We start from the raw sequence: 21,466 nt of genomic DNA, 5'->3' as shown, positions 1-21,466 counted from the left end.
AACCTGTGGCGAGGGAGCTTGCTCCCGCCGGACTGCGCAGCAGTCCCATTTTTGGGCGCGCTTCGCACCCCAGCGGGAGCAAGCTCCCTCACCACATTCAAGCTCGGTCAGGCGAGGTCGACCAAGACGATCTCGCTGTCCTCAACCGCTGTCACCCGCAGTACCTGCTCATCCTCAACCGCCACACCGTCTCGAGCTTGTGCACGCAAGCCATTGACTTCAATCACCCCGGTGGCCGGTACCAGGTACGCCCGGCGTCCGTTGTCCAGCCGATACTCGGCACTTTCACCGGCTTTCAGGTTTGCCGCTACCAAGCGTGCATCGGCCCGAATCCGCAGGCTTTCGCTGTCTCCGGCCTTGCCACTGGCCAGGGTCACAAACCCTTCGCGGTCACCCTTCGGAAACGGCTTAGCGCCCCACGACGGCGGCAAACCGGCCTCATTGGGAATGATCCAGATCTGGAAAATCTTGGTCGGCGTAGCTTCCAGGTTGTACTCGCTGTGGGCGATCCCGGTGCCGGCGCTCATTACCTGGACGTCGCCGGCCTCGGTGCGGCCCTGGTTGCCCAGGTTGTCGGCATGGCTGATGGCGCCTTCACGCACATAGGTGATGATTTCCATGTCCCGGTGCGGGTGCTGCGGGAAGCCGGTGCCCGGTGCGATGAGGTCATCGTTCCACACCCGCAGGTTGCCCCAGTGCATGCGCTTGGGGTCATGGTATTCGGCAAACGAGAAGTGGTGGTGAGCGTCCAGCCAACCGTGATTGGCGCCGCCCAGGGTGTTGAAAGGTCGAAGTTCAAGCATGATCGTCTCCTGTGGATGGGAGCCATCATCCAGCAGCGCCAGATCGATAAAAAGCGTAAAAAATGCTGGATTCCTATCGAATGCTTCGATGCCGATGCTCAGGACTTGTCTTCACTTCATCGCCTAACTGCATGAGCGCAAAGCAATTGGCTGGAACTGTGGGGCATTTGCGGCGACCATAGGGCTCTTGTCCGAGTTAAAGCATCGCAGGAGTCCGCGTGCCGCAACACACCCCCGATCTGCCTCCCGAACTGCGGCCACTGGCCGAAATGCCCCTGTTGAAACGGCTCGCCGCCCGATTATTCGGTCACGGCCTGACGCGCCTGCGGGCACAGCACCGTTTCTCATGGCTGCATGGCCAGGCCGACGGCTTTCGCAGTGGCCACACGGCCGGCGTGGAGTATGGCTATAAGGAAGGCAAGGCGGATGGTATCGAAGAAGGCCGCCAGGTCCTGCTGATTCGTGACTTCCGGCCGGATGAGCACACTGCGCCGGGTGTTGACGACAATCTGTTCGATGATTGGCGCCTGCCGCTGACCGCCGAGTTGAAAAAACGCATCAAGGCTGATGTGGCGCGCCTGCTGCCGGCCCATGCCCAGCCGAGTGCGGCGCAATGGAAGATGATTTTCAGCGATACGCCGTCCACCTCGGTGATCGCCGGCGCCGGCGCGGGTAAATCCACCTCGCTGGTGCTGCGTATCCTGCTGCTGACCCATTACCTGGGCTTCGAGCTGAGCTCGATGACGGTGGTGACCTTCACCCGTGAGTCGCGCAAGGACTTCATCAACAAGCTCATGGAAATTCTCGCCTTGTGGGGCCAACCCCTTGGTATGAAAGACGCGCAAGCGGTGGTGCGGACCTTTCACTCACGCATCCTGCCAATGGTGCGCAGCCTGCCGGGCCTTGAACGGCTGCAGGCGTTCGAGAACCTCAATGCGCGGACCGAAGCGGGCTTTGATGAGGCCGACAGCAACCCCTTCGAATTGCGGATCAACGACGCCCAGCGCCAGCAACTGAATGCCTGCTATCACCGGCTGCATGGCCGCCATGAACGCTTCCGCGAACTGATCGCCCCGCTGGCGCGCCATGCCCTGCAACTCAAGGAGCTGGAGCGCGATCACCCGGACGTGCAAAAACGCGTGGCGGTGACCGAACTGGCGGCCAAGCGCGATGAAGAACTCTGCGATGTGATCGAAGACCTGTGGTTTCGTGCCGGCGCCTGGCCGATCAAGGGCATCGAGCCCAATCGCCAGACGTTCGATATCAACGGCGCGAAGTTTCACTGCCATGGCTACATTGCCGAACTGGATGCCTGGGTCGTACTGGGCTTCGACCCGCGGGAAAATGCCCAGGTCAGTCGACCCGGGTCCAAGCTGTCAGTACGTGCCGAATGGGCGGTAAAGCGAACCCTATTTCAAGCTTTCTGCCGTAAGCCATTGATATGGCTAGAAAGCTACGAGTCCTCCAAGCGGCTTTTAAGCAGCCTGGCAGGTGACGCAACATCGGGCCCGGGCTTCGATTACAAGGTCAAGGGCGAGCTGGGTTCGGCACCGTTGCTGGACAGCTTTGTTGCCGCCGCCGGGTTCATCGAGAACCTCGGGCTGGATGTGCCCACCGCCGTGGGCAAGATGAGTTTTGCCAAGGATGATCCAGACCGTTTTTACTTCGAGGCACTGAGCATTTTCTGGAAGGCCCTCGAAGATCACTTGCTGGACCAGTCGCCACCGGTCATGACCTACAACCGGATGTTCTCGCTGTTTGGCGAAAACACCCCGGAGAACCTGAAGTTGCTCAGCGACCCGCTGCTACGGCCGATGTCGCACCTGATGATCGACGAATTCCAGGACGTATCGCCGCAGATCGTCTCGTGGATCCGGGCCAGCCTGCGGGAGATCCGCAGCCGCGGGCCGGCCATGCACGTGGGGCGTGGGGCCCAGCGCTCTTCGCTGTTGTGCGTGGGCGATGACTGGCAGTCGATCTATGGCTGGCGTGGCAGTTCGCCCAAGTATTTCATGGAGTTCAACAAGGAGTTCCCGTCACCCACGACCACCCGGGTGATGCTGGGCGAGAACTACCGCAGCCATCAGCACGTGATCGATGCTGCCGAGCACATTGTGCGGGCGGCCCCGGCCATCAGCGGCAAGAAAGCCAAGGCCAGTGGAACCGCGAAGGAGTTGGTGCCGGTCACGGTGCGTGACCGTGACGATGCGGCGCTGGGCCAACAACTGCTGGCGCACTATCAAAAGGGTGATTCGGTGTTAATGCTGTATCGAAAAAGCAGCGATAAGTCATTGATGCAAGAGCATATTCAGTCGGTAGTTAATGTGGATTCTAGTTTGCCGTACGACAGCCGCCGGCTCAAGCAACTGACTTATCACAGCGCCAAGGGCCTGCAGGCGGATGCGGTATTCCTGCTGGGCGACTGCCAGCACTTGACCAGTTCGCCGTACAAGAACCAGGTCTACCGCATGGCAGGACTGGGCAAGGACGGCGATACCGAAGCTTACGACAGCGCGCAGAAAGACGAAGTGCTGCGCCTGGCCTACGTGGGCATTACCCGGGCGGTGAGCCATTGCTATTGGTATGTCGACGGCCAGGATGGCCAAGGGGTGAATGTGCCAAAGGCTTCGGACCGGGTTGCCGGGGACAAACCGTTTTTTGACGACCAGCGCATCAGCAAATCATAAGGGGTGACGTTGAATCCTGTGGTGAGGGAGCTTGCTGTGGCGAGGGAGCTTGCTCCCGCTGGAGTGCGCAGCGCTCCCAGGATTTTGGGGCTGCTACGCAACCCAGCGGGAGCAAGCTCCCTCGCCACAGGATACCTGCGTTGCCAGATCAAGCCCGTAGCGACAGCGGCGGCACAAACGACTCCAGTTCATCCTCAACCGCCTCGATGATCCGCTCCACGTCAGCAGCGTTCATCACCGTGGCGCAAGGGATACCGGCAATTGCAATCAGGGTTTCCCCGCTGGCGCGGTCGAACAGGCGGGCGATCATACTGCCGGGAGCATCCATGCTCGCCTCAAAGCCCATGGGATGAAAGTGCCAGCGCATCAACTGGCAGGCATTGGGGAATGTCACTTTGTTCATGTTGCCCACCTTGTTCATTGAGCGCTTCCTTTAGCTCGCTGCAGGGGCGCCATGACCGTCACTGGTCCTGGCCGTCGTGAGCACTAAAAATAGCATTCGTTCGCATCGGGCATGGGAGTTTTTTCGTCCCGTCCGGCAGTTGTTTTCAATAACGTTGATATGGGTCACGTGCTGCGTGGTATTAAGCGAAAGGCCATTAGTCGGAAATATCAAATGGCCGTTGAGCGGGTACGGGCAGTTGGGCAAGCTGCCTCTTTTTTCACCGGCGTAGAGCGCTCAATGCAAGACATCATTCCGGATGACTCCCAGAAAACCCAAGCTACGGCCAAGCTGGTACTGCGTCACCATCTGTGCTGGCGGGATCGGGACCTGGATGGAGTGATGTCGTACTACCATCCGGACATCCAGTACCACGATTTCTTCCAGAACCGCGTGGTGGGTGCCGGCGAGCTGCGCGAATACCTGCAAGCCAGCATGCCCCGTGGCGCCGACGAAGCGATCGAACACACCGACCGCATCCGCGCCGACGGCGACACCGCGTTCATCCAATACCGCATCACCTTGCGTGGCGGCCAGGGCCTGGTGTCGTTTCGCACCAGCGAAGCGATTACCGTGCGCGATGGCTTGATCTGGCGGGTCAACGAGTACGCCTCCCTGGTCCACGAGCAGTCTGCCAGCCGCCGCGAGACCACACGCCCGACCGTCAGCCGCCTGGGTTTGTCGCCGCAGCAACTGAGCTACATGGCCAACGACCTGCAACAGTACTTCGAGCGCCAGCAACCCTATCTGGACCCCGAGCTGGACCTGCAACGGGTGGCGAAGGAGTGCGGGTATAGCCGCAACCAGATTTCCTACCTGTTGAACCAGGTGCTGGGGCAAAGTTTTTATCGCTACGTCAACCAGGCACGCCTCCAGCATCTGCTGGCTGCACTGGAAATGGCCGCGCCGCCGATCCGCATCGACGAACTGGCGTTTGCCGCCGGCTTCAATTCGACGTCGGCGTTCTACAGCAGCTTCCGCCAGCACACCGGCCAGTCGCCCAAGGCCTACGTCAAACAAATTTCCCTGCGTGCACGCGCGCAAGACAGCCCCTGAGGCCAGGCTCTAGGATCACTGCCATCGAAGTGTGGTGGTGGAGCTTGGCATGCCTGCATGGCGCAATATCAGTTTATGGATGGACCAGCTGGACGAGCCGCTGCTGGCACGCGCGTCCCTGGAGCAGGACCTGGACGTCAACGTGGCCATCATCGGCGCCGGCTACACCGGGCTCTGGACCGCGTATTACCTGAAGCGCCAGGCGCCCGAGCTGAAAATCGCAATCATCGAGGCGCAAACCGCCGGGTTCGGTGCCTCGGGCCGTAACGGCGGCTGGCTGATGGGCAACCTGCTGGGAGAGGACCGCCTGTTGGCCGGCCTGACCCCGGAACAGCGCCGGGCCTCGTTCGACCTGCTGCACGCCATCCCCGACGAAGTCGCGCAAGTGATCGAGCGCGAAGGCATTGACTGCGACTACCGCAAGGGTGGTGTGCTGTATTGCGCCGCGCGCTACCCCGAACAGGAAGCCACCCTGCGTGCGTACCTGGCCAAACTTCACAGCCAGGGCCTGACCGACGACGATTACCGTTGGCTTGGCCCGCAACAACTGGCCGAGCAGATCCGTATCGCCAAGTCTTATGGCGGCATCTATGCACCCCACGTTGCCACGATTCACCCGGCCAAGCTGGTGCGCGGCCTGGCGCGGTTGGTGGAGCGGATGGGCGTCAAGATCTACGAAAACAGTCCCGTCACTCATTGGCAGTCCGGCAGCCTGCGCACGGACAAAGCTTCGGTGCGCGCCTCCTGGGTGGTGCCGGCAGTGGAAGGGTATGCCACCACGCTGGCTCCGCTGGGGCGCTATCAGTTGCCGGTGCAAAGCCTGATCGTTGCCACCGAGCCGTTGCCGGCCAGCACTTGGGACGAGATCGGCCTGAATCGTGGCCAGGCGTTCGGCGAGAGCAGCCGGCAAGTGACTTACGGCCAGCGTTCGGCGGACAACCGCCTGGTGTTCGGCGCTCGCGGGGGTTATCAGTTTGCCGGCAAGTTGCGGCACAACTTCGAGCTCACCGACAGCGAAGTCGAACTGCGTCGCTACCTGTTCGGCGAACTGTTCCCGCAGCTCAAGAAAGTCCGGATCACCCACGCCTGGGGCGGCAACCTGGGCATGTCCCGGCGCTTCAAGCCGCACATGCTCTGCGATCACGCGGCAGGCATCGCCCTGGCCGGTGGTTACGGCGGCGAGGGTGTAGGCGCCAGCAACCTCGGTGGCCGCACCCTGGCGGACTTGATCCTGGGACTCGATACGCCGTTGGTTCTCCAGCCATGGGTGATTCAGCCGGGCCGGCTGGACGGGCTCAAGGCCTGGGAACCGGAACCCTGCCGCTGGCTGGGCTACAACGCGATCATCCGCAGTTTTGTGCATGAGGACCAGGTGTTGGCCAACCCCAATACCGCCCCGTGGCGCCGCAAACTGGCCAGCGGGGTTGCCGGGTTCATGGAAGGTTTCATGCACTAAGTCGTTTCAATCACCACAGGTATGAACATGAGCATTACCCAGTTCAAAGACACACTCAGCGCCCATTTGCCGGATTCCTCGCCCGTCGCCGTGCCGCTGGGCACACCGGTCGCGGTGGCCTCGACCTTGAGCGTGGAACGTAGCGACGGCGTCGAAACCGGCATCTGGGAATGCACGCCCGGGCGCTGGCGCCGGCAGATCAAAGCCCAGGAGTTTTGCCACTTTATCCAGGGACGGTGCACCTTCACCCCCGACAACGGGGAAATGCTCCACATAGAAGCCGGCGACGCACTGATGTTGCCGGCCAACAGCACCGGTATCTGGGACATCCAGGAAACCGTGCGCAAGACCTATGTACTGATCCTCTGATTCTTTGATCTTTGATCGCCTGCCATAAAAACAGCCCTAAAACCGCCAGGAAATCGAACCATGAGACCCATTGCCCTGTTGCCGCTGGTATTCGTCGCCACCCTCAGCCAAGCCGCCGAGACGGTGAAGATCTACAACTGGTCGGACTATATCGCCCCCGACACCACCAGGAACTTCCAGAAAGAAACCGGCATCGGTTTCACCTACGACGTGTACGACAGCAACGAAACCCTCGACGGCAAGTTGATGACCGGCAAATCCGGCTATGACGTGGTGTTCCCCTCCAACCACTTCATGGCCCGGCAGATCCAGGGCGGGGCGCTGAAGAAACTCGACAAGAGCCAGTTGCCCAACTGGAAGAACCTCAACCCGGTGCTGCTCAAGGCCCTGGAAAACAACGACCCGGGCAATGCCCACGGCTTTCCGTACCTGTGGGGCAGCACCGGTATCGGCTACAACATCGACAAGGTCAAGGCGGTACTCGGCGACAACGCCCCAGTGGATTCCTGGGACCTGATCTTCAAGCCCGAGAACATGCAAAAACTGCAGAAGTGTGGCGTCGCCATCCTCGACAACGGCCCGGAGCTGCTGCCGGCGGCGCTCAACTACCTGGGCCTGCCGCACCACAGCAAAAAGGCGGAAGACTACAAAAAGGCCGAGGACCTGCTGATGAAAGTGCGGCCGTACGTGGCGTATTTCCACTCCTCGAAATACACCGCCGACCTGGCCAACGGCGACATCTGCGTGGCCGTCGGCTTCTCCGGCGACATCCTCCAGGCCGAAAGCCGCGCCAAGGAAGCCAAGAATGGCGTGAATATCGGCTACAACATTCCCAAGGAAGGCGCCGCGATCTGGTTCGACATGGTCGCCATGCCCGCCGATGCCCCGGATGAAAAAGCCGGCTATGCCTTCATGAACTACCTGCTACGCCCGGAAGTGATGGCCAGCATCACCAACTACGTGCACTACGCCAACGGCAATGCCGCGGCGGACAGCCTGGTGGACCCGGCAATCAAGAGCGACACCAAGGTGTACCCAAGTCCGGAAATGATGGGCAAGTTGTTCGCACTGGAAGCAATGCCACTGAACATCGACCGGATTCGTACGCGGGTGTGGAACACCATTCGTACCGGGCGTTGATGATCGTTCCCACGCTCCGCGTGGGAATGCATCCTGTGACGCTCCGCGTCACGACTTCAAAAGCGCATGCGGAGCGTCCAGAGCGGCGTTCCCACGCCGCGGAATCAAGGATTCTCCAAGTCATGCCCCAACGACTGGATAAACAACGAAAACAGCTCCGGCTGCGACGAGATATCCAGCTTGGCATACAGGTGCCGGCGGTGAACCTTGACCGTATCCGGCGAGATATTCAGCCGTTCGGCCATGGCTTTTGACGAAAACCCGCGCAACACCAATCGCGCTATTTCCAGCTCCCGTTCCGACAACACGCCACAGCCGAAATGACTCAACGCGTCCCGTATCTGGCTGGCCATTTCCGCCGGCGCGGCCACTCGCTGGGTGCTTTGCTGCCAATGCTGCTGCATCAACGGCAACACCCAGGCCGCGAGCATGGTCATCAACCCCGTTTCCTCGCCGGTAAACAACCGCTGCATTCCCAACGACAGCGATAACGTCCCCGCACCCGGCAATTGCAGGATGAATTGCACCTCGTCTTCCAGCACGTTGTCGTGGAAGTAATTGAGGAAGTATTCACTCTGGCGAAAATGATCCGGCGCCACTTCCTCAAGGCGGTACACGCCACTGGCATACCCCTCGCGACACGCCTGGAAAAACGGGTCCAACAGGTACAAGCCATTCAGATAAACCAGCATCGACGCCGGTTTGCTGCTCGGTTGTGCGTCGTATTCTTCCAGCGCTTCGGGCGGGCCATCGGCGGGGTAGAAGATCGCCAGGGCATTGTCGAAGGGCAGGCATTGGTGCAGCAACAGCACCAGTTGCTTCCAGAAACGCCCGGTGCCGATCTGTGCGACGGTACGCCCCAGGCCCGCGTGCATGCCGACTTCCCTGAACAGGCTCATGTGCAGCTCCACGCTAAGGATTCAGGCCGCAAGGGTTCGACTTTTGCCCGGCGGCGTCAAGGGGAGTACTCCAATAGGGGAATTGGCCGATCTACACAGAGTGTTTAAGTTGGCCGTCAGTCAGTGGGGAACATACCCTGCGCCGCTTCACCTTTTCGTTTCTGCCTCAAACCAAGAACAATCAAGAGGATAACGATATGAGTGCTCCTTCCACGCCCGACGGCGTGCTGAAACCCACCCTGAGCGTATTCGATGTAGTGGCCATCACCGTCTCGGCGGTCACCCCGGCCAGTTCAGTGTTCGTGATTGCGCCGTTTGCCATCCAGCAGGCCGGCAGCGGGGTGTTCCTGGCCTTTGTGATGGCCGCCTTGCTCGCGCTGATGTTCGCCTTTTGCTACGCCGAACTCGGGCGTGCCCACAACAGCGCCGGCGGCGAATACGTGTATGCCAAGCGGGTGTTCGGCGGCATGGCCGGCTACGCGACGTTCCTCACGGTACTGGTGATGCTGCTGTTTATCCCGCCGGTACTGGCCACCGGGGCGGCGACTTACCTGAATAACGCCCTCGGCACCCAATTCGATTCGCAAACCGTGGCCCTGGTGATTGTGGTGTGCAGCTACGCCCTGGGTATCCTCAATATCAAGCTGAATGCCTGGATCACCGGCACCTGCCTGCTGCTGGAAGTGGCGGCGTTGCTGGTGATCGTGTTTATCGGCTTCGGCAACCCGGTGCAGCCGGTCAGCGTGCTGTTGCAACCGCAAATCGTCGAGAACGGCGTGCTGCACCTGGCGCCCTGGGCGCTGGTCATCGGCGCGGTGGGCATCGGCCTGTTCTCGTTCAATGGCTACGGTCCCGCCGTCTTGCTGGCCGAAGACATGAAATGCGGCGGCAAGGGCGTGCACAAGGCGGTGTTGTGGTCCCTGGGCCTGGTGGTGGTCATCGAGCTGGTGCCGATCACCGCCTTGCTGATCGGTGCGCCATCCCTCAGCGCGATGATCAGCAGCCCCGACCCGATCGGCTACCTGCTGACCAGCCACGGTAACGAAACCCTGTCGCGGCTGGTCAGCGCCGGGATCTTCCTGTCGGTATTCAACGCCATCGTCGCCATCGTCATCCAGATTGGCCGGGTGGTGTTCAGCAGCGGCCGCGATGCGCTGTGGACACCCACCATCAACAAACTCTTCACCCGGATTCATCCACGCTGGGATTCCCCGTGGTTGGCTACGCTGTTCCTGGCGGTCCCTTCGGCATTGCTCAGCTTCAGCTCCAACCTGGCGGACCTGACGTCTTTCAGCGTGCTGCTGATCATGCTGGTGTACCTGATCGTGGCGTTGAGCGCGTTGATGAGCCGGGTGTTGCTGCGTGACCGCGAGCACCCGTATCGCATGCCGTTGTGGCCGGTGCCGGCCTTGCTGGCGGTGCTGGGCGCCGGCTACCTGTTGGTGACCCTGGCGATTGCCGCCTCGGTTCGCGACATCATGATTATCATCGGCCTGTTGGCACTGTCGGTGATCCTGTATTGCATCAGTGGCCGGTTGAGTCCGGCGTTTCAGAAATTGTAAGGAGTGGTTATGCGTGCACGTCAATTGGGCATCACCTTGGGACTGGGTACGCCCGGTGAGTTGAATGCCATCACCGACGTTCCAGGGGTTCGGGTCGGCCACAGTACGATCAAGACCCGCATCGACGGCAAACAGGTACGTACCGGCGTGACGGCGATCCAGCCCCGGGCCGGTGCCGCGCGGTATCAGCCGTGTTTTGCCGGCTACCACGTGCTCAACGGCAATGGCGACGCCACGGGCCTTGAGTGGATCAGCGAATCGGGGTTGCTGACCACGCCGCTGGCGATCACCAACACCCACAGCATCGGGATTGTGCGCGACACGCTGATCGCCCTGGAGCGCGAAAGCCTCGAAGACCCCGCCGTGTACTGGTGCATGCCGGTGGTGATGGAAACCTACGACGGCTTGCTCAACGATATCTGGGGCCAGCACGTCGGCCCGGAGCATGTGCGCGAGGCGCTGGCCAACGCCGAATCCGGGCCGGTGGCGGAGGGCGCCGTGGGCGGCGGCACCGGGATGATCTGCCATGAGTTCAAGGGGGGCATCGGTACCGCGTCACGGCGCTTGCCGGCGGAGCAGGGTGGATGGACCGTCGGTGTGCTGGTGCAGGCCAACCATGGCAAGCGCCAGGAACTGCGCGTGGATGGTTACCCGGTAGGCCGGCAATTGATGGACATCCCGTCACCCTTTGCCGATCGCGGCACACCCGGCATGGGCTCCATCGTGGTGATCATCGCCACCGATGCGCCGTTGCTGCCCCATCAATGCCAGCGCCTGGCACAACGCGCGTCCATCGGGATCGCGCGCACGGGTGGCGGTACCGAGGACTCCAGCGGGGACCTGTTCCTGGCGTTCGCCACCGGCAATCAGGATTTGCCGGTGGCCGACTACGGGCGCAAGGGCTCGCCCCTCAGCACAGCCCTGCAAATGGTCAATAACGACCACATTTCACCGCTGTTCAGCGCGGCGGCGGAGGCCGTGGAAGAGGCGATCATTAATGCCATAGTGGCCGGCGAAGACATGACCACCGACCAGGGTGTGCGGGTGCCCGCGCTGGATGCCCACACGCTCCTGCAGGCATTGCGCCAAACCGGCTGGCGCGGCCAGTAAGTAAACTAAGTCTTGTCCCGGTAATACGGGACAAACACTTAAATAGTGGCCAATCAATACTAACAATGACACGGTGACACTTTCTTAGTGCACCTCAGTCAATACTTTGGATCCATTCGTGGCTAAATGTCTTTAGGAGTATTTAATATTTAAATAGCTGGATTTTAATAACGCGCTATTTACCAGTGTTTGCAGGTTTTGTTCACCGGCCCAACTTTATCCTTGGATAAAAACCGCTGGACGAATGATTTCAGGTTGTGTCAGTTTTCTTTCGCCTTCAAAAGGGGCGAGTGATCGGACTTACTCGCCAGAGTGGGTCCGGTCGGACAAAAACTGTTCCACTTGCAAACAAGGAAGTACGTTTATGTCAAAAGTAAAAGACAAAGCTATTGTGTCGGCGGCTCAAGCAAGTACCGCTTACACCCAGATCGATAGCTTTAGCCATCAATACGACCGCGGTGGCAACCTCACGGTCAATGGCAAACCCTCGTTCACCGTTGACCAGGCCGCCGACCACCTGCTGCGTGAGAACGCCGCGTACCGGGACGTGGATGGCAACGGCAAGATCGATCTCACCTACACCTTCCTGACTTCGGCTTCGAACGCGACCATGAACAAGCATGGGATCACCGGGTTCAGCCAGTTCAACACCCAGCAGAAAGCACAGGCCGTACTGGCCATGCAATCCTGGGCCGATGTGGCCAATGTCACCTTCACCGAGAAAGCCTCGGGCGGTGACTTCCACATGACCTTCGGCAACTACAGCGGCGGCCAGGACGGCGCAGCGGCCTTTGCCTACCTGCCAGGCACCAACGCCAAGTACAACGAAAGCGGCCTTGACGGCACTTCCTGGTACCTGACGAACAACAGTTACACGCCGAACAAGACCCCGGACCTGAACAACTATGGCCGGCAGACCCTGACCCACGAAATCGGCCACACCCTGGGCCTGGACCACCCTGGCGACTACAACGCCGGGACCGGCAACCCTTCGTACAAAGACGCGGACTATGGACAGGACACGCGTGGCTACAGCGTCATGAGTTACTGGAGCGAGAGCAACACCAACCAGAACTTCAGCAAAGGCGGGGTAGAAGCCTACTCGTCCGGCCCGCTGATCGACGACATCGCCGCGATCCAGAAGCTCTACGGCGCCAACTACAACACCCGTGCCGGTGACACCACCTATGGCTTCAACTCCAACACCGGGCGTGATTTCCTCAGCGCCACTTCATCGGCCGACAAGCTGGTGTTCTCGGTGTGGGACGGTGGCGGCAACGACACCCTGGACTTCTCCGGTTTTACCCAGAACCAGAAGATCAACCTCAATGAAACCTCGTTCTCCGACGTTGGCGGCCTGGTGGGCAACGTTTCCATCGCCAAGGGTGTGACCGTGGAGAACGCCATCGGCGGTTCGGGCAACGACCTGCTGATCGGTAACGCAGCCGCCAACGTCCTCAAGGGCGGTGCCGGCAACGACATCATCTTCGGCGGCGGCGGTGCAGACCAGCTGTGGGGCGGCTCAGGCAACGACACCTTCGTGTTCGGCGCCAGCTCCGACTCCAAGCCGGGTGCGGCGGACAAGATCTTCGACTTCACCTCGGGTTCCGACAAGATCGACCTCACCGGCATCACCAAAGGTGCAGGCCTGACCTTCGTCAACGCGTTTACCGGTCATGCCGGCGACGCGGTGCTGTCCTACGCTTCGGGTACCAACCTGGGCACATTGGCCGTGGACTTCTCCGGGCACGGCGTGGCGGATTTCCTCGTCACCACCGTTGGCCAGGCAGCCGTCAGCGACATCGTGGCCTGATACACGCGTAAAGGAGGGTGGCGCACACGCGCCGCCCTCTGCCCTTGCATCCACCCCATGAACGGGCGAAGGTGATGACGCTATTTCGCAGTACCGTGGCCTGGAGTTTCCAGGTGTTGCTTATGTCGGCAGGAGCCACAGCAATGGCAAGCAGTCTGGTTTTACCTACTTCCGCGCAGTTGGCCGGGCATTGGGCGCTGCACCAGCAAGAGCAGGTGTGCGCACTGGACTTGATTGAGCAGGCTAACGCGTTAGGGGGCGATGTGGAGTGCGCCGGACAATGGCTGGGGGAAGCCCCCGTTAGTTGGACGCCTACTCCCGATGGTATTTGGCTGATGAATGCCGAAGGCACCGGCATAACCCATTTGAATCGCCAGAAAGAAGGCGAATATGAAGGTCGCGCAAAAACCGGCGCGGTATTGATATTGCAACGTGCACCGTAATAGTTCGTTATAACGATATAACCCGATTTTAATGTTTGCCCGCCCCTTATTGGGGCGCTCGGTAAACTATTGCGCGTCATTCGGCTCAGGGAAGATCAGGCAACATGGCGAAGACCACTCCCGTTGCACCACTGTTCAAGGCACTCGGCGACTACAAAAGTATTCTGATCAGTATTGGCTGTTTCACGGCATTGATTAACGTATTGATGTTGGTGCCGTCGATTTATATGTTGCAAGTCTACGACCGCGTGCTGTCTTCACAGAACGAAACCACCCTGGTGATGCTGACGCTGATGGTGGTGGGGTTCTTCGCCTTTATCGGTGTGCTGGAGGTGATCCGCAGCTTTATCGTGATTCGCATCGGCAGCCAGCTGGAGCGGCGTTTCAACCTGCGGGTCTACAAGGCCGCTTTCGAGCGCAACCTGCAACGGGGCGAAGGCCATGGCGGGCAATCCCTGGGGGACCTGACCCACATCCGCCAATTCATCACCGGGCCTGCGCTGTTCGCGTTTTTTGACGCGCCGTGGTTTCCGATCTATCTGTTCGTGATTTTCCTGTTCAACGTATGGCTTGGGGTGCTGGCCAGTGCCGGTGCCGTGCTGCTGATAGCCCTGGCGTGCCTTAACGAATACCTGACCAAAAAGCCTCTGGGTGAAGCCAGCGGTTATTCCCAGCAATCCACCCAATTGGCCACCAGCCACCTGCACAACGCCGAAACCATCCAGGCCATGGGCATGCTGGGTGCATTGCGCAAGCGCTGGTTCAAGGTGCATTCGCAGTTCCTGGGCCTGCAGAACAAGGCCAGCGACACCGGCTCGATCATCAGTTCCCTGAGTAAATCCCTGCGCCTGTGCCTGCAATCGTTGGTGCTGGGCCTGGGTGCGCTATTGGTGATCAAGGGCGACATGACCGCCGGGATGATGATCGCAGGCTCCATTTTGATGGGCCGGGTGTTGAGCCCCATCGACCAGTTGATTGCCGTGTGGAAGCAATGGAGTTCGGCCAAGCTGGCCTACCAGCGCCTGGACAACCTGATGCGCGAGTTTCCGCCCCAGGGCGAGCAGATGGCCTTGCCGGCGCCCAAGGGCAATGTGAGTTTCGAGCAAGTCAGCGCAGGCCCGCCGGGGCGACGTGTGCCGACCTTGCATCAAGTCAGCTTCAACCTGACTGCGGGCGAAGTGCTCGGCGTGCTGGGTGCTTCCGGCTCCGGCAAATCAACCCTGGCCCGCGTGCTCGTGGGCGTATGGCCAACCCTGGCAGGCACCGTGCGCCTGGACGGAGCCGACATTCATCGCTGGGACCGCGACGACCTCGGACCGCATATCGGTTATCTGCCCCAGGACATCGAACTGTTCAGCGGCAGCATCGCCGACAACATCGCGCGCTTTCGCGAAGCCGACCCGGATTTGGTGGTGCAGGCCGCCCAACAGGCAGGCGTGCACGAATTGATCCTGCGCTTGCCCCACGGCTACGACACCGTGCTCGGTGACGAGGGCAGCGGCCTGTCCGGTGGACAGAAACAACGGGTCGCCCTGGCCCGCGCGCTGTACGGCGGGCCACGCCTGATCGTGCTCGACGAGCCCAACTCCAACCTCGACACCGTGGGTGAAGCCGCCCTGGCCAGCGCGATCATGCAGATGAAAGCCCAGGGCAGCACGGTGGTGCTGGTGACTCACCGTTCCTCGGCGTTGGCCCAGGCCGACAAGCTGCTGGTGCTGAACGAAGGTCGTTTGCAGGCATTTGGTCCGAGCCAGGACGTGCTGCGCGCACTGTCCGGCCAGCAGGAAGCACCACGAGAAAAGGCCGGGGTCAGCCTCAGCCGTCAGTATCAAGCCGGAAGGAATCCAGGCGCATGAGCAGCGACAGCAGCATTCAAATCAACCGCGATTACGAACAGACCCACCCCGAGCACGACGCGCGTTTCTTCGCCCGCATGGGCTGGCTGCTGACGGTGGTCGGCGCCGGCGGGTTTTTCCTCTGGGCCAGTCTGGCGCCGCTGGACCAGGGGATCCCGGTACAAGGCACGGTGGTGGTATCGGGCAAGCGCAAGGCGGTGCAAACCCTGAGCCCCGGCGTGGTCAGCCGGATCCTGGTGCGTGAGGGCGAGGCGGTGAAGCAGGGCCAGCCGCTGTTCCGTCTCGACCAGACGCAGAACCAGGCCGACGTGCACTCGCTGCAAGCCCAGTACCGCATGGCGTGGGCCAGCGTGGCACGGTGGCAGAGCGAGCGGGATAACCAGTCGACGATCACCTTTCCGGCGCAATTGAGCGGCAACCCGGACCAAGCCCTGGCACTGGTCCTCGAAGGCCAGCGTCAACTGTTCAGCAGCCGCCGCGAAGCCTTTGCCCGGGAACAGGCCGGGATTCGCGCCAGTATCGAAGGCGCTATGGCGCAACTGAACGGCATGCGCCGCGCCCGCAGTGACCTGACCGCCCAGGCGCAATCCCTGCGAGACCAGTTGAACAACCTGCAACCCCTGGCCGACAACGGCTACATCCCGCGCAACCGGCTGATGGAATACCAGCGGCAACTGTCCCAGGTGCAACAGGACCTGGCGCAGAACACCGGCGAAAGCGGGCGGGTGGAGCAGGGCATCCTCGAGTCGCGCCTCAAGTTGCAGCAGCACAGCGAGGAGTACCAGAAGGAAGTGCGCAGCCAACTGGCCGACGCGCAGCTGCGCAGCCTGACCCTGGAACAACAACTGACCTCCGCCGGTTTCGACCTGCAGCACAGCGAGATCAACGCGCCCGCCGATGGCATCGCGGTCAACCTGGGCGTGCACACCGAAGGCGCCGTGGTGCGTGCCGGTGAAACCCTGCTGGAAATCGTGCCCCAGGACACCCGCCTGGAAGTCGAAGGGCGCCTGCCGGTGCACCTGGTGGACAAGGTCGGTGCGCACTTGCCGGTGGACATTCTCTTCACCGCCTTCAATCAGAGCCGCACGCCGCGGGTGCCGGGGGAGGTGAGCCTGATCTCCGCCGACCAGATGCTCGACGAAAAAACCGGCATGCCTTACTACGTGCTGCGCACCACCGTCAGCAGCAGCGCCCTGGAGAAACTCCATGGCCTGGTGATCAAGCCGGGGATGCCCGCCGAGATGTTCATCCGCACCGGCGAGCGCTCCTTGCTCAATTACCTGTTCAAGCCGCTGCTGGACCGCGCCGGCTCGGCGTTGACCGAGGAATGAGCATGAAGCCGATGTTCATCGCCTTGCTGCTCGCCTGCGGCAGCGCCCAGGCCGCCATGGGCCCGTTCGATGTCTACGAACAGGCCCTGCGCAACGACCCGGTATTCCTTGGTGCCATCAAGGAGCGCGACGCCGGCCTGGAAAACCGCACCATCGGCCGCGCCGGCCTGCTGCCCAAGCTCTCGTACAACTACAACAAGGGCCGCAACAACTCCCAGGCCACCTTGCCCGACGGGCGCGGCGGCAATTATCACGATGACCGCAACTACAACAGCTATGGCTCCACGTTCACCCTGCAACAGCCGCTGTTCGACTACGAAGCCTATGCCAACTACCGCAAGGGCGTGGCCCAGGCACTGTTTGCCGACGAGAGTTTCCGCGACAAGAGCCAGGCGCTGCTGGTGCGGGTGCTGACCTATTACACCCAGGCGTTGTTTGCCCAGGACCAGATCGACATTGCCCGCGCCAAGAAAAAGGCCTACGAGCAGCAGTTCCAGCAGAACCAGCATCTGTTCCAGCAGGGTGAGGGCACCCGCACCGACATCCTGGAAGCCGAGTCGCGTTATGAGCTGGCGACTGCCGAGGAAATCCAGGCGCTGGATGAACAGGACGCCTCGCTGCGCGAACTCGGGGCGCTGATTGGCGTGCAGAGCGTCAATATCAACGACCTGGCGCCGCTGAACCCGGGGTTTGCCGCCTTCACCCTGACCCCGGCCAATTACGACACCTGGCACGAACTGGCGCTGACCAACAACCCCAACCTGGCCTCGCAACGCCAGTCCGTGGAAGTGGCGCGTTATGAAGTGGAGCGCAACCGTTCGGGGCACCTGCCACGCATCACGGCGTATGCCAGCTCGCGCCAGCAGGAATCCGACAGCGGCAACACCTACAACCAGCGCTACGACACCAACACCATCGGCATCGAAGTCAGCATGCCGTTGTATGCCGGTGGCGGCGTCTCGGCTTCCACCCGCCAGGCCAGCCGCGCCATGGAGCAGGCCGAGTACGAACTGGAAGGCAAGACTCGCGAAACCCTGATCGAACTGCGACGCCAGTTCAGTGCTTGCCTGTCGGGCGTCAGCAAGTTGCGGGCGTATCAAAAGGCGCTGACTTCGGCTGAAGCGCTGGTGGTCTCGACCAAGCAAAGCATCCTCGGCGGCGAGCGGGTCAACCTCGATGCGCTGAACGCCGAGCAGCAGCTGTACAGCACCCGTCGCGACCTGGCCCAGGCACGGTACGACTACCTGATGGCCTGGACCAAATTGCATTACTACGCGGGCAACTTGCGTGACACCGACCTGGCCAAGGTGGACGAGGCGTTTGGTCCTGAGAGCCGCTGATGCCTGGACGAGTGGTACTTGGTGCAAGGGAGCTTGGTGGCATGGGCGCTTGTTTTGGCAAGGGCGCTTGTTGTGGCGAGGGAGCTTGCTCCCGCTGGGCTACGTAGCGGCCCCAAGATCTTGGGAGCGCTGCGCACTCCAGCGGGAGCAAGCTCCCTCGCCACAGGTATCTCAACAATAAGAAAAGGGACTCTTCATGATCACTGGTTCACCTCGCTTCAAACCTCTCACCGCAGGCTCCTTGCTGCTGCTGTCAGTGGCGGCCCACGGGCAGTACATCGAAGCCGGAAAAGTCGGCGACCCCGGCAGTTGGCGCACCGCCGAGTTCCAGAGCGACTGGGGCCTGGAGCGGATGAAAGCCAACGAGGCCTATGCGAGCGGCATCACCGGCAGTGGCGTGAAGATCGGCGCCCTGGACTCGGGTTTCGACCCCAACCATCCCGAAGCCTCAAAAGACCGCTATCACGCGGTCACCGCCAGTGGCACCTATGTCGATGGCAGCCCCTTCACGACCACCGGCGCGCTCAACCCAAACAATGACGCCCACGGCACCCACGTCACCGGCACCATGGGCGCGGCCCGCGATGGCGTGGGCATGCACGGCGTGGCGTACAACGCGCAGATCTACGTCGGCAACACCAACGCCAGCGACAGCTTCCTGTTCGGCCCCACGCCAGACCCCAAGTACTTCAAGGCAGTGTACAGCGCGCTGGTGGATTCCGGCGTGCGCGCGATCAATAACAGTTGGGGCAGCCAACCCAAGGATGTCAGCTACCAGACCATTGGCGACCTGCACGCTGCCTATGCCCAGCACTACAACCAGAACACCTGGCTGGATGCCGCTGCGGAGGTGGCCAAGGCCGGGGTGATCAACGTGTTCAGTGCTGGCAACAGCGGCTACGCCAACGCCAGCGTGCGTTCGGCCTTGCCTTATTTCCAGCCGGAGCTGGAAGGCCACTGGCTGGCGGTATCGGGCCTGGACAAGGCGAACAACCAGAAATACAACCAGTGCGGCATCGCCAAGTACTGGTGCATTTCCACCCCCGGGGCGTTGATCAACAGCACCATTCCCGATGGCGGTTATGGGGTGAAATCCGGCACCTCGATGTCGGCGCCCCATGCCACCGGCGCACTGGCGCTGGTGATGGAACGCTATCCATACCTGAACAACGAACAGGCCTTGCAGGTGCTGTTGACCACGGCCACCCAGCTCAATGGCGCGGTCACCGATGCACCGACCACCCAGGTGGGCTGGGGCGTGCCGGACCTTGGCCGAGCAATGCACGGGCCCGGGCAATTGCTCGGGCCGATGAATGTCACGTTGGCGGCCGGGCAGGGCGATGTGTGGAGCAATGCGATCTCCGACAAGGCGCTGATCCAGCGTCAGGCCGAAGACAGCGCCGAAACCCTGGCCTGGCAGCAAACCCTGCGCGACAAGGGCTGGGAGAACGGCGTGGGCGCCGGCGCGAGTCAGCAGGACCAGACGGACTATGCCGTTGGCACTGCCCGCGCTGCAGCCGCGGCCCAGCGTATCTACGAAGGCAGCCTGACCAAATCCGGTGCGGGCAGCCTGATCCTGGCGGGCGACAACACCTACCGTGGCCCGACTACCGTGAATGGCGGCCGGTTGGCGGTGAATGGCTCGCTGACGTCCGCGGTGACGGTCAATGACAGCGGCACGTTGGGCGGCTCCGGTCGCATCGCGGCGTTACAGGTCAATAGCGGCGGCACCGTGGCGCCGGGCAATTCCGTGGGCACCTTGCAGGTGGCCGGGGATGTAAACCTCGCCGCCGGCTCCACCTATGCGGTCGAACTCACCCCCACCACCAGCGACCGGATTGTCGCCACGGGCAAGGCAATCCTCGGCGGCGGCACCGTGACCCTGGCCCTGGAAAACAGCCCGACCCTGCTCAGCCTGCAACAGGCGGAAAGCCTGGTGGGGCGCCAGTACAACATCCTCCAGGCGGCTGGCGGGATCCAGGGCCAGTTCGGTGCCGTGTTGCCCAACTACCTGTTCCTCGGCGGTACCCTCGACTATGCCGCCAACGGTGTGCAACTGGGCATTGCCCGCAGTGATGCGAGTTTCGCCAGTGTCGGTGCCACTCGTAACCAGCGTTCGGTGGCGGCGGCCGCCGAGCAGTTGGACGCCGGTAATCCGGTGTACGAAAGCATCCTGCGGTCAGACTCGGCAGCCACGGCGCAGTCGGGTTTCCAGCAGCTATCGGGAGAAATCTACCCGGCCATCGGCACAATGCTGATCAATGACAGCCGCCAGCTACGCGATGCCGTGGGCGAGCGCCTGCGCCATACGCCGGTTACCGGTGAGAGCAACGTGTGGGTCAAGGCGCTCGGCAGTTGGGGCAAGACCGACAGCCGCAGCGACACGGCAGGCTACACCAGCTCACTGGGCGGCATGCTGGCCGGTGTCGACGGCGCGCTGGACGAGCAGACCCGTGCCGGTCTCGTGGCCGGTTACAGCGACAGCTCGCTGAACATGGGCAGCGGCACGCATTCATCGGCGTCCATCGACAGCTACCACCTCGGCGCCTACGCCGGGCATGAGCTGGGCAATTGGCGCTTGAGCGTCGGCGGTGCCTACAGCTCGCATCGCGGCGACGTGAAACGCGACTTGCAGTACGGCGAAGTCAGCGGCAAGCAGAAGACCAAGCTGGATGCGCGCAGTGCCCAGGTATTTACCGAAGCGGCCTACCGTTTGAACGTGTCCTCGGTGGCGCTGGAGCCGTTCGCCAACCTGGCTTACGTGCATCTGGACAACGAGCGCTTTCACGAGAAAGGCGACGCCGCCGCGCTGGAGCGTGGCAGCGATAGCCGCGATGCAGTGCTGAGCACCCTGGGCCTGCGGGCGGCAAAAACGTTCCCTCTCAACGACCGCCAGCAACTGGACGTTTCCGGCTCGCTGGGCTGGCAGCACAGCCTGAGTGCCGTTGAATCCGAAGAGCACCTGGCGTTTGTCGCCGGAGGGCCGTCGTTTGCGGTGCAAAGCTCGCCGTTGATGCGCGACGCGGCATTGGTGGGCGTGCAGGCGAGCCTGGCGTTGAGCAAAAGCACACGGGTCAACCTCGACTACACCGGCCAATTGGCTGGCCGGGAAAAAATCCAGGGCGTGGGGTTGAGCCTGAACTGGCAGTTCTGAGCAAG

At 61.7% G+C, this 21,466-nt stretch carries 16 protein-coding genes; 13 read left to right on the top strand and 3 right to left on the bottom strand.

Features of this window, described 5'->3' with window-relative positions:
* Positions 1 to 107: 107 nt before the first annotated feature.
* On the bottom strand, positions 108 to 803 hold the full coding sequence (locus HX839_RS24430; protein ID WP_003217133.1) for a pirin family protein: 696 nt from the start codon (positions 801 to 803) through the stop codon (positions 108 to 110).
* 218 nt (positions 804 to 1,021) lie between these two features.
* On the opposite strand from HX839_RS24430, the gene HX839_RS24425 reads away from it, so the two are divergent.
* A complete protein-coding gene (locus HX839_RS24425) occupies positions 1,022 to 3,490 on the top strand; it encodes a UvrD-helicase domain-containing protein (protein ID WP_177067814.1) in 2,469 nt (822 codons plus the stop codon).
* A 148-nt stretch (positions 3,491 to 3,638) separates the two neighbouring features.
* Here HX839_RS24425 and HX839_RS24420 read toward each other — a convergent pair whose 3' ends face one another.
* Complete coding sequence (locus HX839_RS24420; protein ID WP_003217129.1) at positions 3,639 to 3,911, bottom strand: DUF1652 domain-containing protein; 273 nt, start codon at positions 3,909 to 3,911, stop codon at positions 3,639 to 3,641.
* Positions 3,912 to 4,172: 261 nt separating this feature from the next.
* On the opposite strand from HX839_RS24420, the gene HX839_RS24415 reads away from it, so the two are divergent.
* From HX839_RS24415 to HX839_RS24400, 4 genes are read left to right on the top strand one after another with little or no spacing between them, the layout of a single operon-like run.
* Entirely contained in the window at positions 4,173 to 4,988 is an 816-nt protein-coding gene (locus tag HX839_RS24415) for an AraC family transcriptional regulator (RefSeq protein WP_003217127.1), read from the top strand.
* A 49-nt stretch (positions 4,989 to 5,037) separates the two neighbouring features.
* The gene (locus tag HX839_RS24410; protein ID WP_177067813.1) at positions 5,038 to 6,444 is read left to right on the top strand and encodes an FAD-binding oxidoreductase; all 1,407 of its coding nucleotides are present in this window, start codon (positions 5,038 to 5,040) and stop codon (positions 6,442 to 6,444) included.
* Positions 6,445 to 6,471: 27 nt separating this feature from the next.
* Positions 6,472 to 6,813, top strand: a complete 342-nt coding sequence (locus HX839_RS24405) for a cupin domain-containing protein (RefSeq protein ID WP_003217122.1) — start codon at positions 6,472 to 6,474, stop codon at positions 6,811 to 6,813.
* A gap of 60 nt (positions 6,814 to 6,873) precedes the next feature.
* Positions 6,874 to 7,953, top strand: a complete 1,080-nt coding sequence (locus tag HX839_RS24400; protein WP_003217120.1) for a polyamine ABC transporter substrate-binding protein — start codon at positions 6,874 to 6,876, stop codon at positions 7,951 to 7,953.
* Between the two features lie 104 nt (positions 7,954 to 8,057).
* On the opposite strand, the gene HX839_RS24395 is transcribed toward HX839_RS24400, so the two are convergent.
* The gene (locus HX839_RS24395) at positions 8,058 to 8,852 is read right to left on the bottom strand and encodes a helix-turn-helix transcriptional regulator (RefSeq protein WP_008433783.1); all 795 of its coding nucleotides are present in this window, start codon (positions 8,850 to 8,852) and stop codon (positions 8,058 to 8,060) included.
* A 197-nt stretch (positions 8,853 to 9,049) separates the two neighbouring features.
* Between HX839_RS24395 and HX839_RS24390 the strand changes: the two genes are divergently transcribed.
* The 8 genes from HX839_RS24390 (at position 9,050) to HX839_RS24355 (ending at position 21,461) form a co-directional block, all read left to right on the top strand.
* Complete coding sequence (locus tag HX839_RS24390; protein WP_177021716.1) at positions 9,050 to 10,414, top strand: APC family permease; 1,365 nt, start codon at positions 9,050 to 9,052, stop codon at positions 10,412 to 10,414.
* A 9-nt stretch (positions 10,415 to 10,423) separates the two neighbouring features.
* The gene (locus HX839_RS24385; RefSeq protein WP_003217115.1) at positions 10,424 to 11,524 is read left to right on the top strand and encodes a P1 family peptidase; all 1,101 of its coding nucleotides are present in this window, start codon (positions 10,424 to 10,426) and stop codon (positions 11,522 to 11,524) included.
* 364 nt (positions 11,525 to 11,888) lie between these two features.
* A complete protein-coding gene (locus HX839_RS24380; RefSeq protein ID WP_003217113.1) occupies positions 11,889 to 13,337 on the top strand; it encodes a serralysin family metalloprotease in 1,449 nt (482 codons plus the stop codon).
* 74 nt (positions 13,338 to 13,411) lie between these two features.
* A complete protein-coding gene (locus HX839_RS24375) occupies positions 13,412 to 13,780 on the top strand; it encodes an AprI/Inh family metalloprotease inhibitor (RefSeq protein ID WP_158213549.1) in 369 nt (122 codons plus the stop codon).
* A 104-nt stretch (positions 13,781 to 13,884) separates the two neighbouring features.
* A complete protein-coding gene (locus HX839_RS24370; RefSeq protein WP_003217110.1) occupies positions 13,885 to 15,636 on the top strand; it encodes a type I secretion system permease/ATPase in 1,752 nt (583 codons plus the stop codon).
* Complete coding sequence (locus tag HX839_RS24365; protein WP_177067812.1) at positions 15,633 to 16,967, top strand: HlyD family type I secretion periplasmic adaptor subunit; 1,335 nt, start codon at positions 15,633 to 15,635, stop codon at positions 16,965 to 16,967. Before HX839_RS24370 ends, HX839_RS24365 begins: the two co-directional genes overlap by 4 nt.
* Before the next feature lie 2 nt (positions 16,968 to 16,969).
* Positions 16,970 to 18,307 carry a TolC family outer membrane protein gene (locus HX839_RS24360; RefSeq protein WP_003217106.1) on the top strand — a complete coding sequence of 446 codons (1,338 nt, stop codon included), beginning with the start codon at positions 16,970 to 16,972 and terminating at the stop codon, positions 18,305 to 18,307.
* A gap of 196 nt (positions 18,308 to 18,503) precedes the next feature.
* Positions 18,504 to 21,461 carry an autotransporter serine protease gene (locus HX839_RS24355; protein ID WP_177067811.1) on the top strand — a complete coding sequence of 986 codons (2,958 nt, stop codon included), beginning with the start codon at positions 18,504 to 18,506 and terminating at the stop codon, positions 21,459 to 21,461.
* Positions 21,462 to 21,466: the final 5 nt, after the last annotated feature.

This window comes from Pseudomonas sp. I8001 (genome assembly GCF_013385345.1).
Taxonomy (GTDB): domain Bacteria; phylum Pseudomonadota; class Gammaproteobacteria; order Pseudomonadales; family Pseudomonadaceae; genus Aquipseudomonas.
This window is presented reverse-complemented; position numbering and strand designations above follow the sequence as displayed.

Excerpts from the sequence above, each read along its gene's own strand:
- HX839_RS24405 (WP_003217122.1), top strand. The coding sequence starts at position 6,472 with ATGAGCATTACCCAGTTCAAAGACACACTCAGCGCCCATTTGCCGGAT.
- HX839_RS24410 (WP_177067813.1), top strand. The coding sequence starts at position 5,038 with ATGCCTGCATGGCGCAATATCAGTTTATGGATGGACCAGCTGGACGAG.
- HX839_RS24370 (WP_003217110.1), top strand. The coding sequence starts at position 13,885 with ATGGCGAAGACCACTCCCGTTGCACCACTGTTCAAGGCACTCGGCGAC.
- HX839_RS24365 (WP_177067812.1), top strand. The coding sequence starts at position 15,633 with ATGAGCAGCGACAGCAGCATTCAAATCAACCGCGATTACGAACAGACC.
- HX839_RS24395 (WP_008433783.1), bottom strand. The coding sequence starts at position 8,852 with ATGAGCCTGTTCAGGGAAGTCGGCATGCACGCGGGCCTGGGGCGTACC.
- HX839_RS24375 (WP_158213549.1), top strand. The coding sequence starts at position 13,412 with ATGACGCTATTTCGCAGTACCGTGGCCTGGAGTTTCCAGGTGTTGCTT.
- HX839_RS24430 (WP_003217133.1), bottom strand. The coding sequence starts at position 803 with ATGCTTGAACTTCGACCTTTCAACACCCTGGGCGGCGCCAATCACGGT.
- HX839_RS24385 (WP_003217115.1), top strand. The coding sequence starts at position 10,424 with ATGCGTGCACGTCAATTGGGCATCACCTTGGGACTGGGTACGCCCGGT.
- HX839_RS24415 (WP_003217127.1), top strand. The coding sequence starts at position 4,173 with ATGCAAGACATCATTCCGGATGACTCCCAGAAAACCCAAGCTACGGCC.
- HX839_RS24390 (WP_177021716.1), top strand. The coding sequence starts at position 9,050 with ATGAGTGCTCCTTCCACGCCCGACGGCGTGCTGAAACCCACCCTGAGC.
- HX839_RS24360 (WP_003217106.1), top strand. The coding sequence starts at position 16,970 with ATGAAGCCGATGTTCATCGCCTTGCTGCTCGCCTGCGGCAGCGCCCAG.
- HX839_RS24355 (WP_177067811.1), top strand. The coding sequence starts at position 18,504 with ATGATCACTGGTTCACCTCGCTTCAAACCTCTCACCGCAGGCTCCTTG.
- HX839_RS24420 (WP_003217129.1), bottom strand. The coding sequence starts at position 3,911 with ATGAACAAGGTGGGCAACATGAACAAAGTGACATTCCCCAATGCCTGC.
- HX839_RS24400 (WP_003217120.1), top strand. The coding sequence starts at position 6,874 with ATGAGACCCATTGCCCTGTTGCCGCTGGTATTCGTCGCCACCCTCAGC.
- HX839_RS24380 (WP_003217113.1), top strand. The coding sequence starts at position 11,889 with ATGTCAAAAGTAAAAGACAAAGCTATTGTGTCGGCGGCTCAAGCAAGT.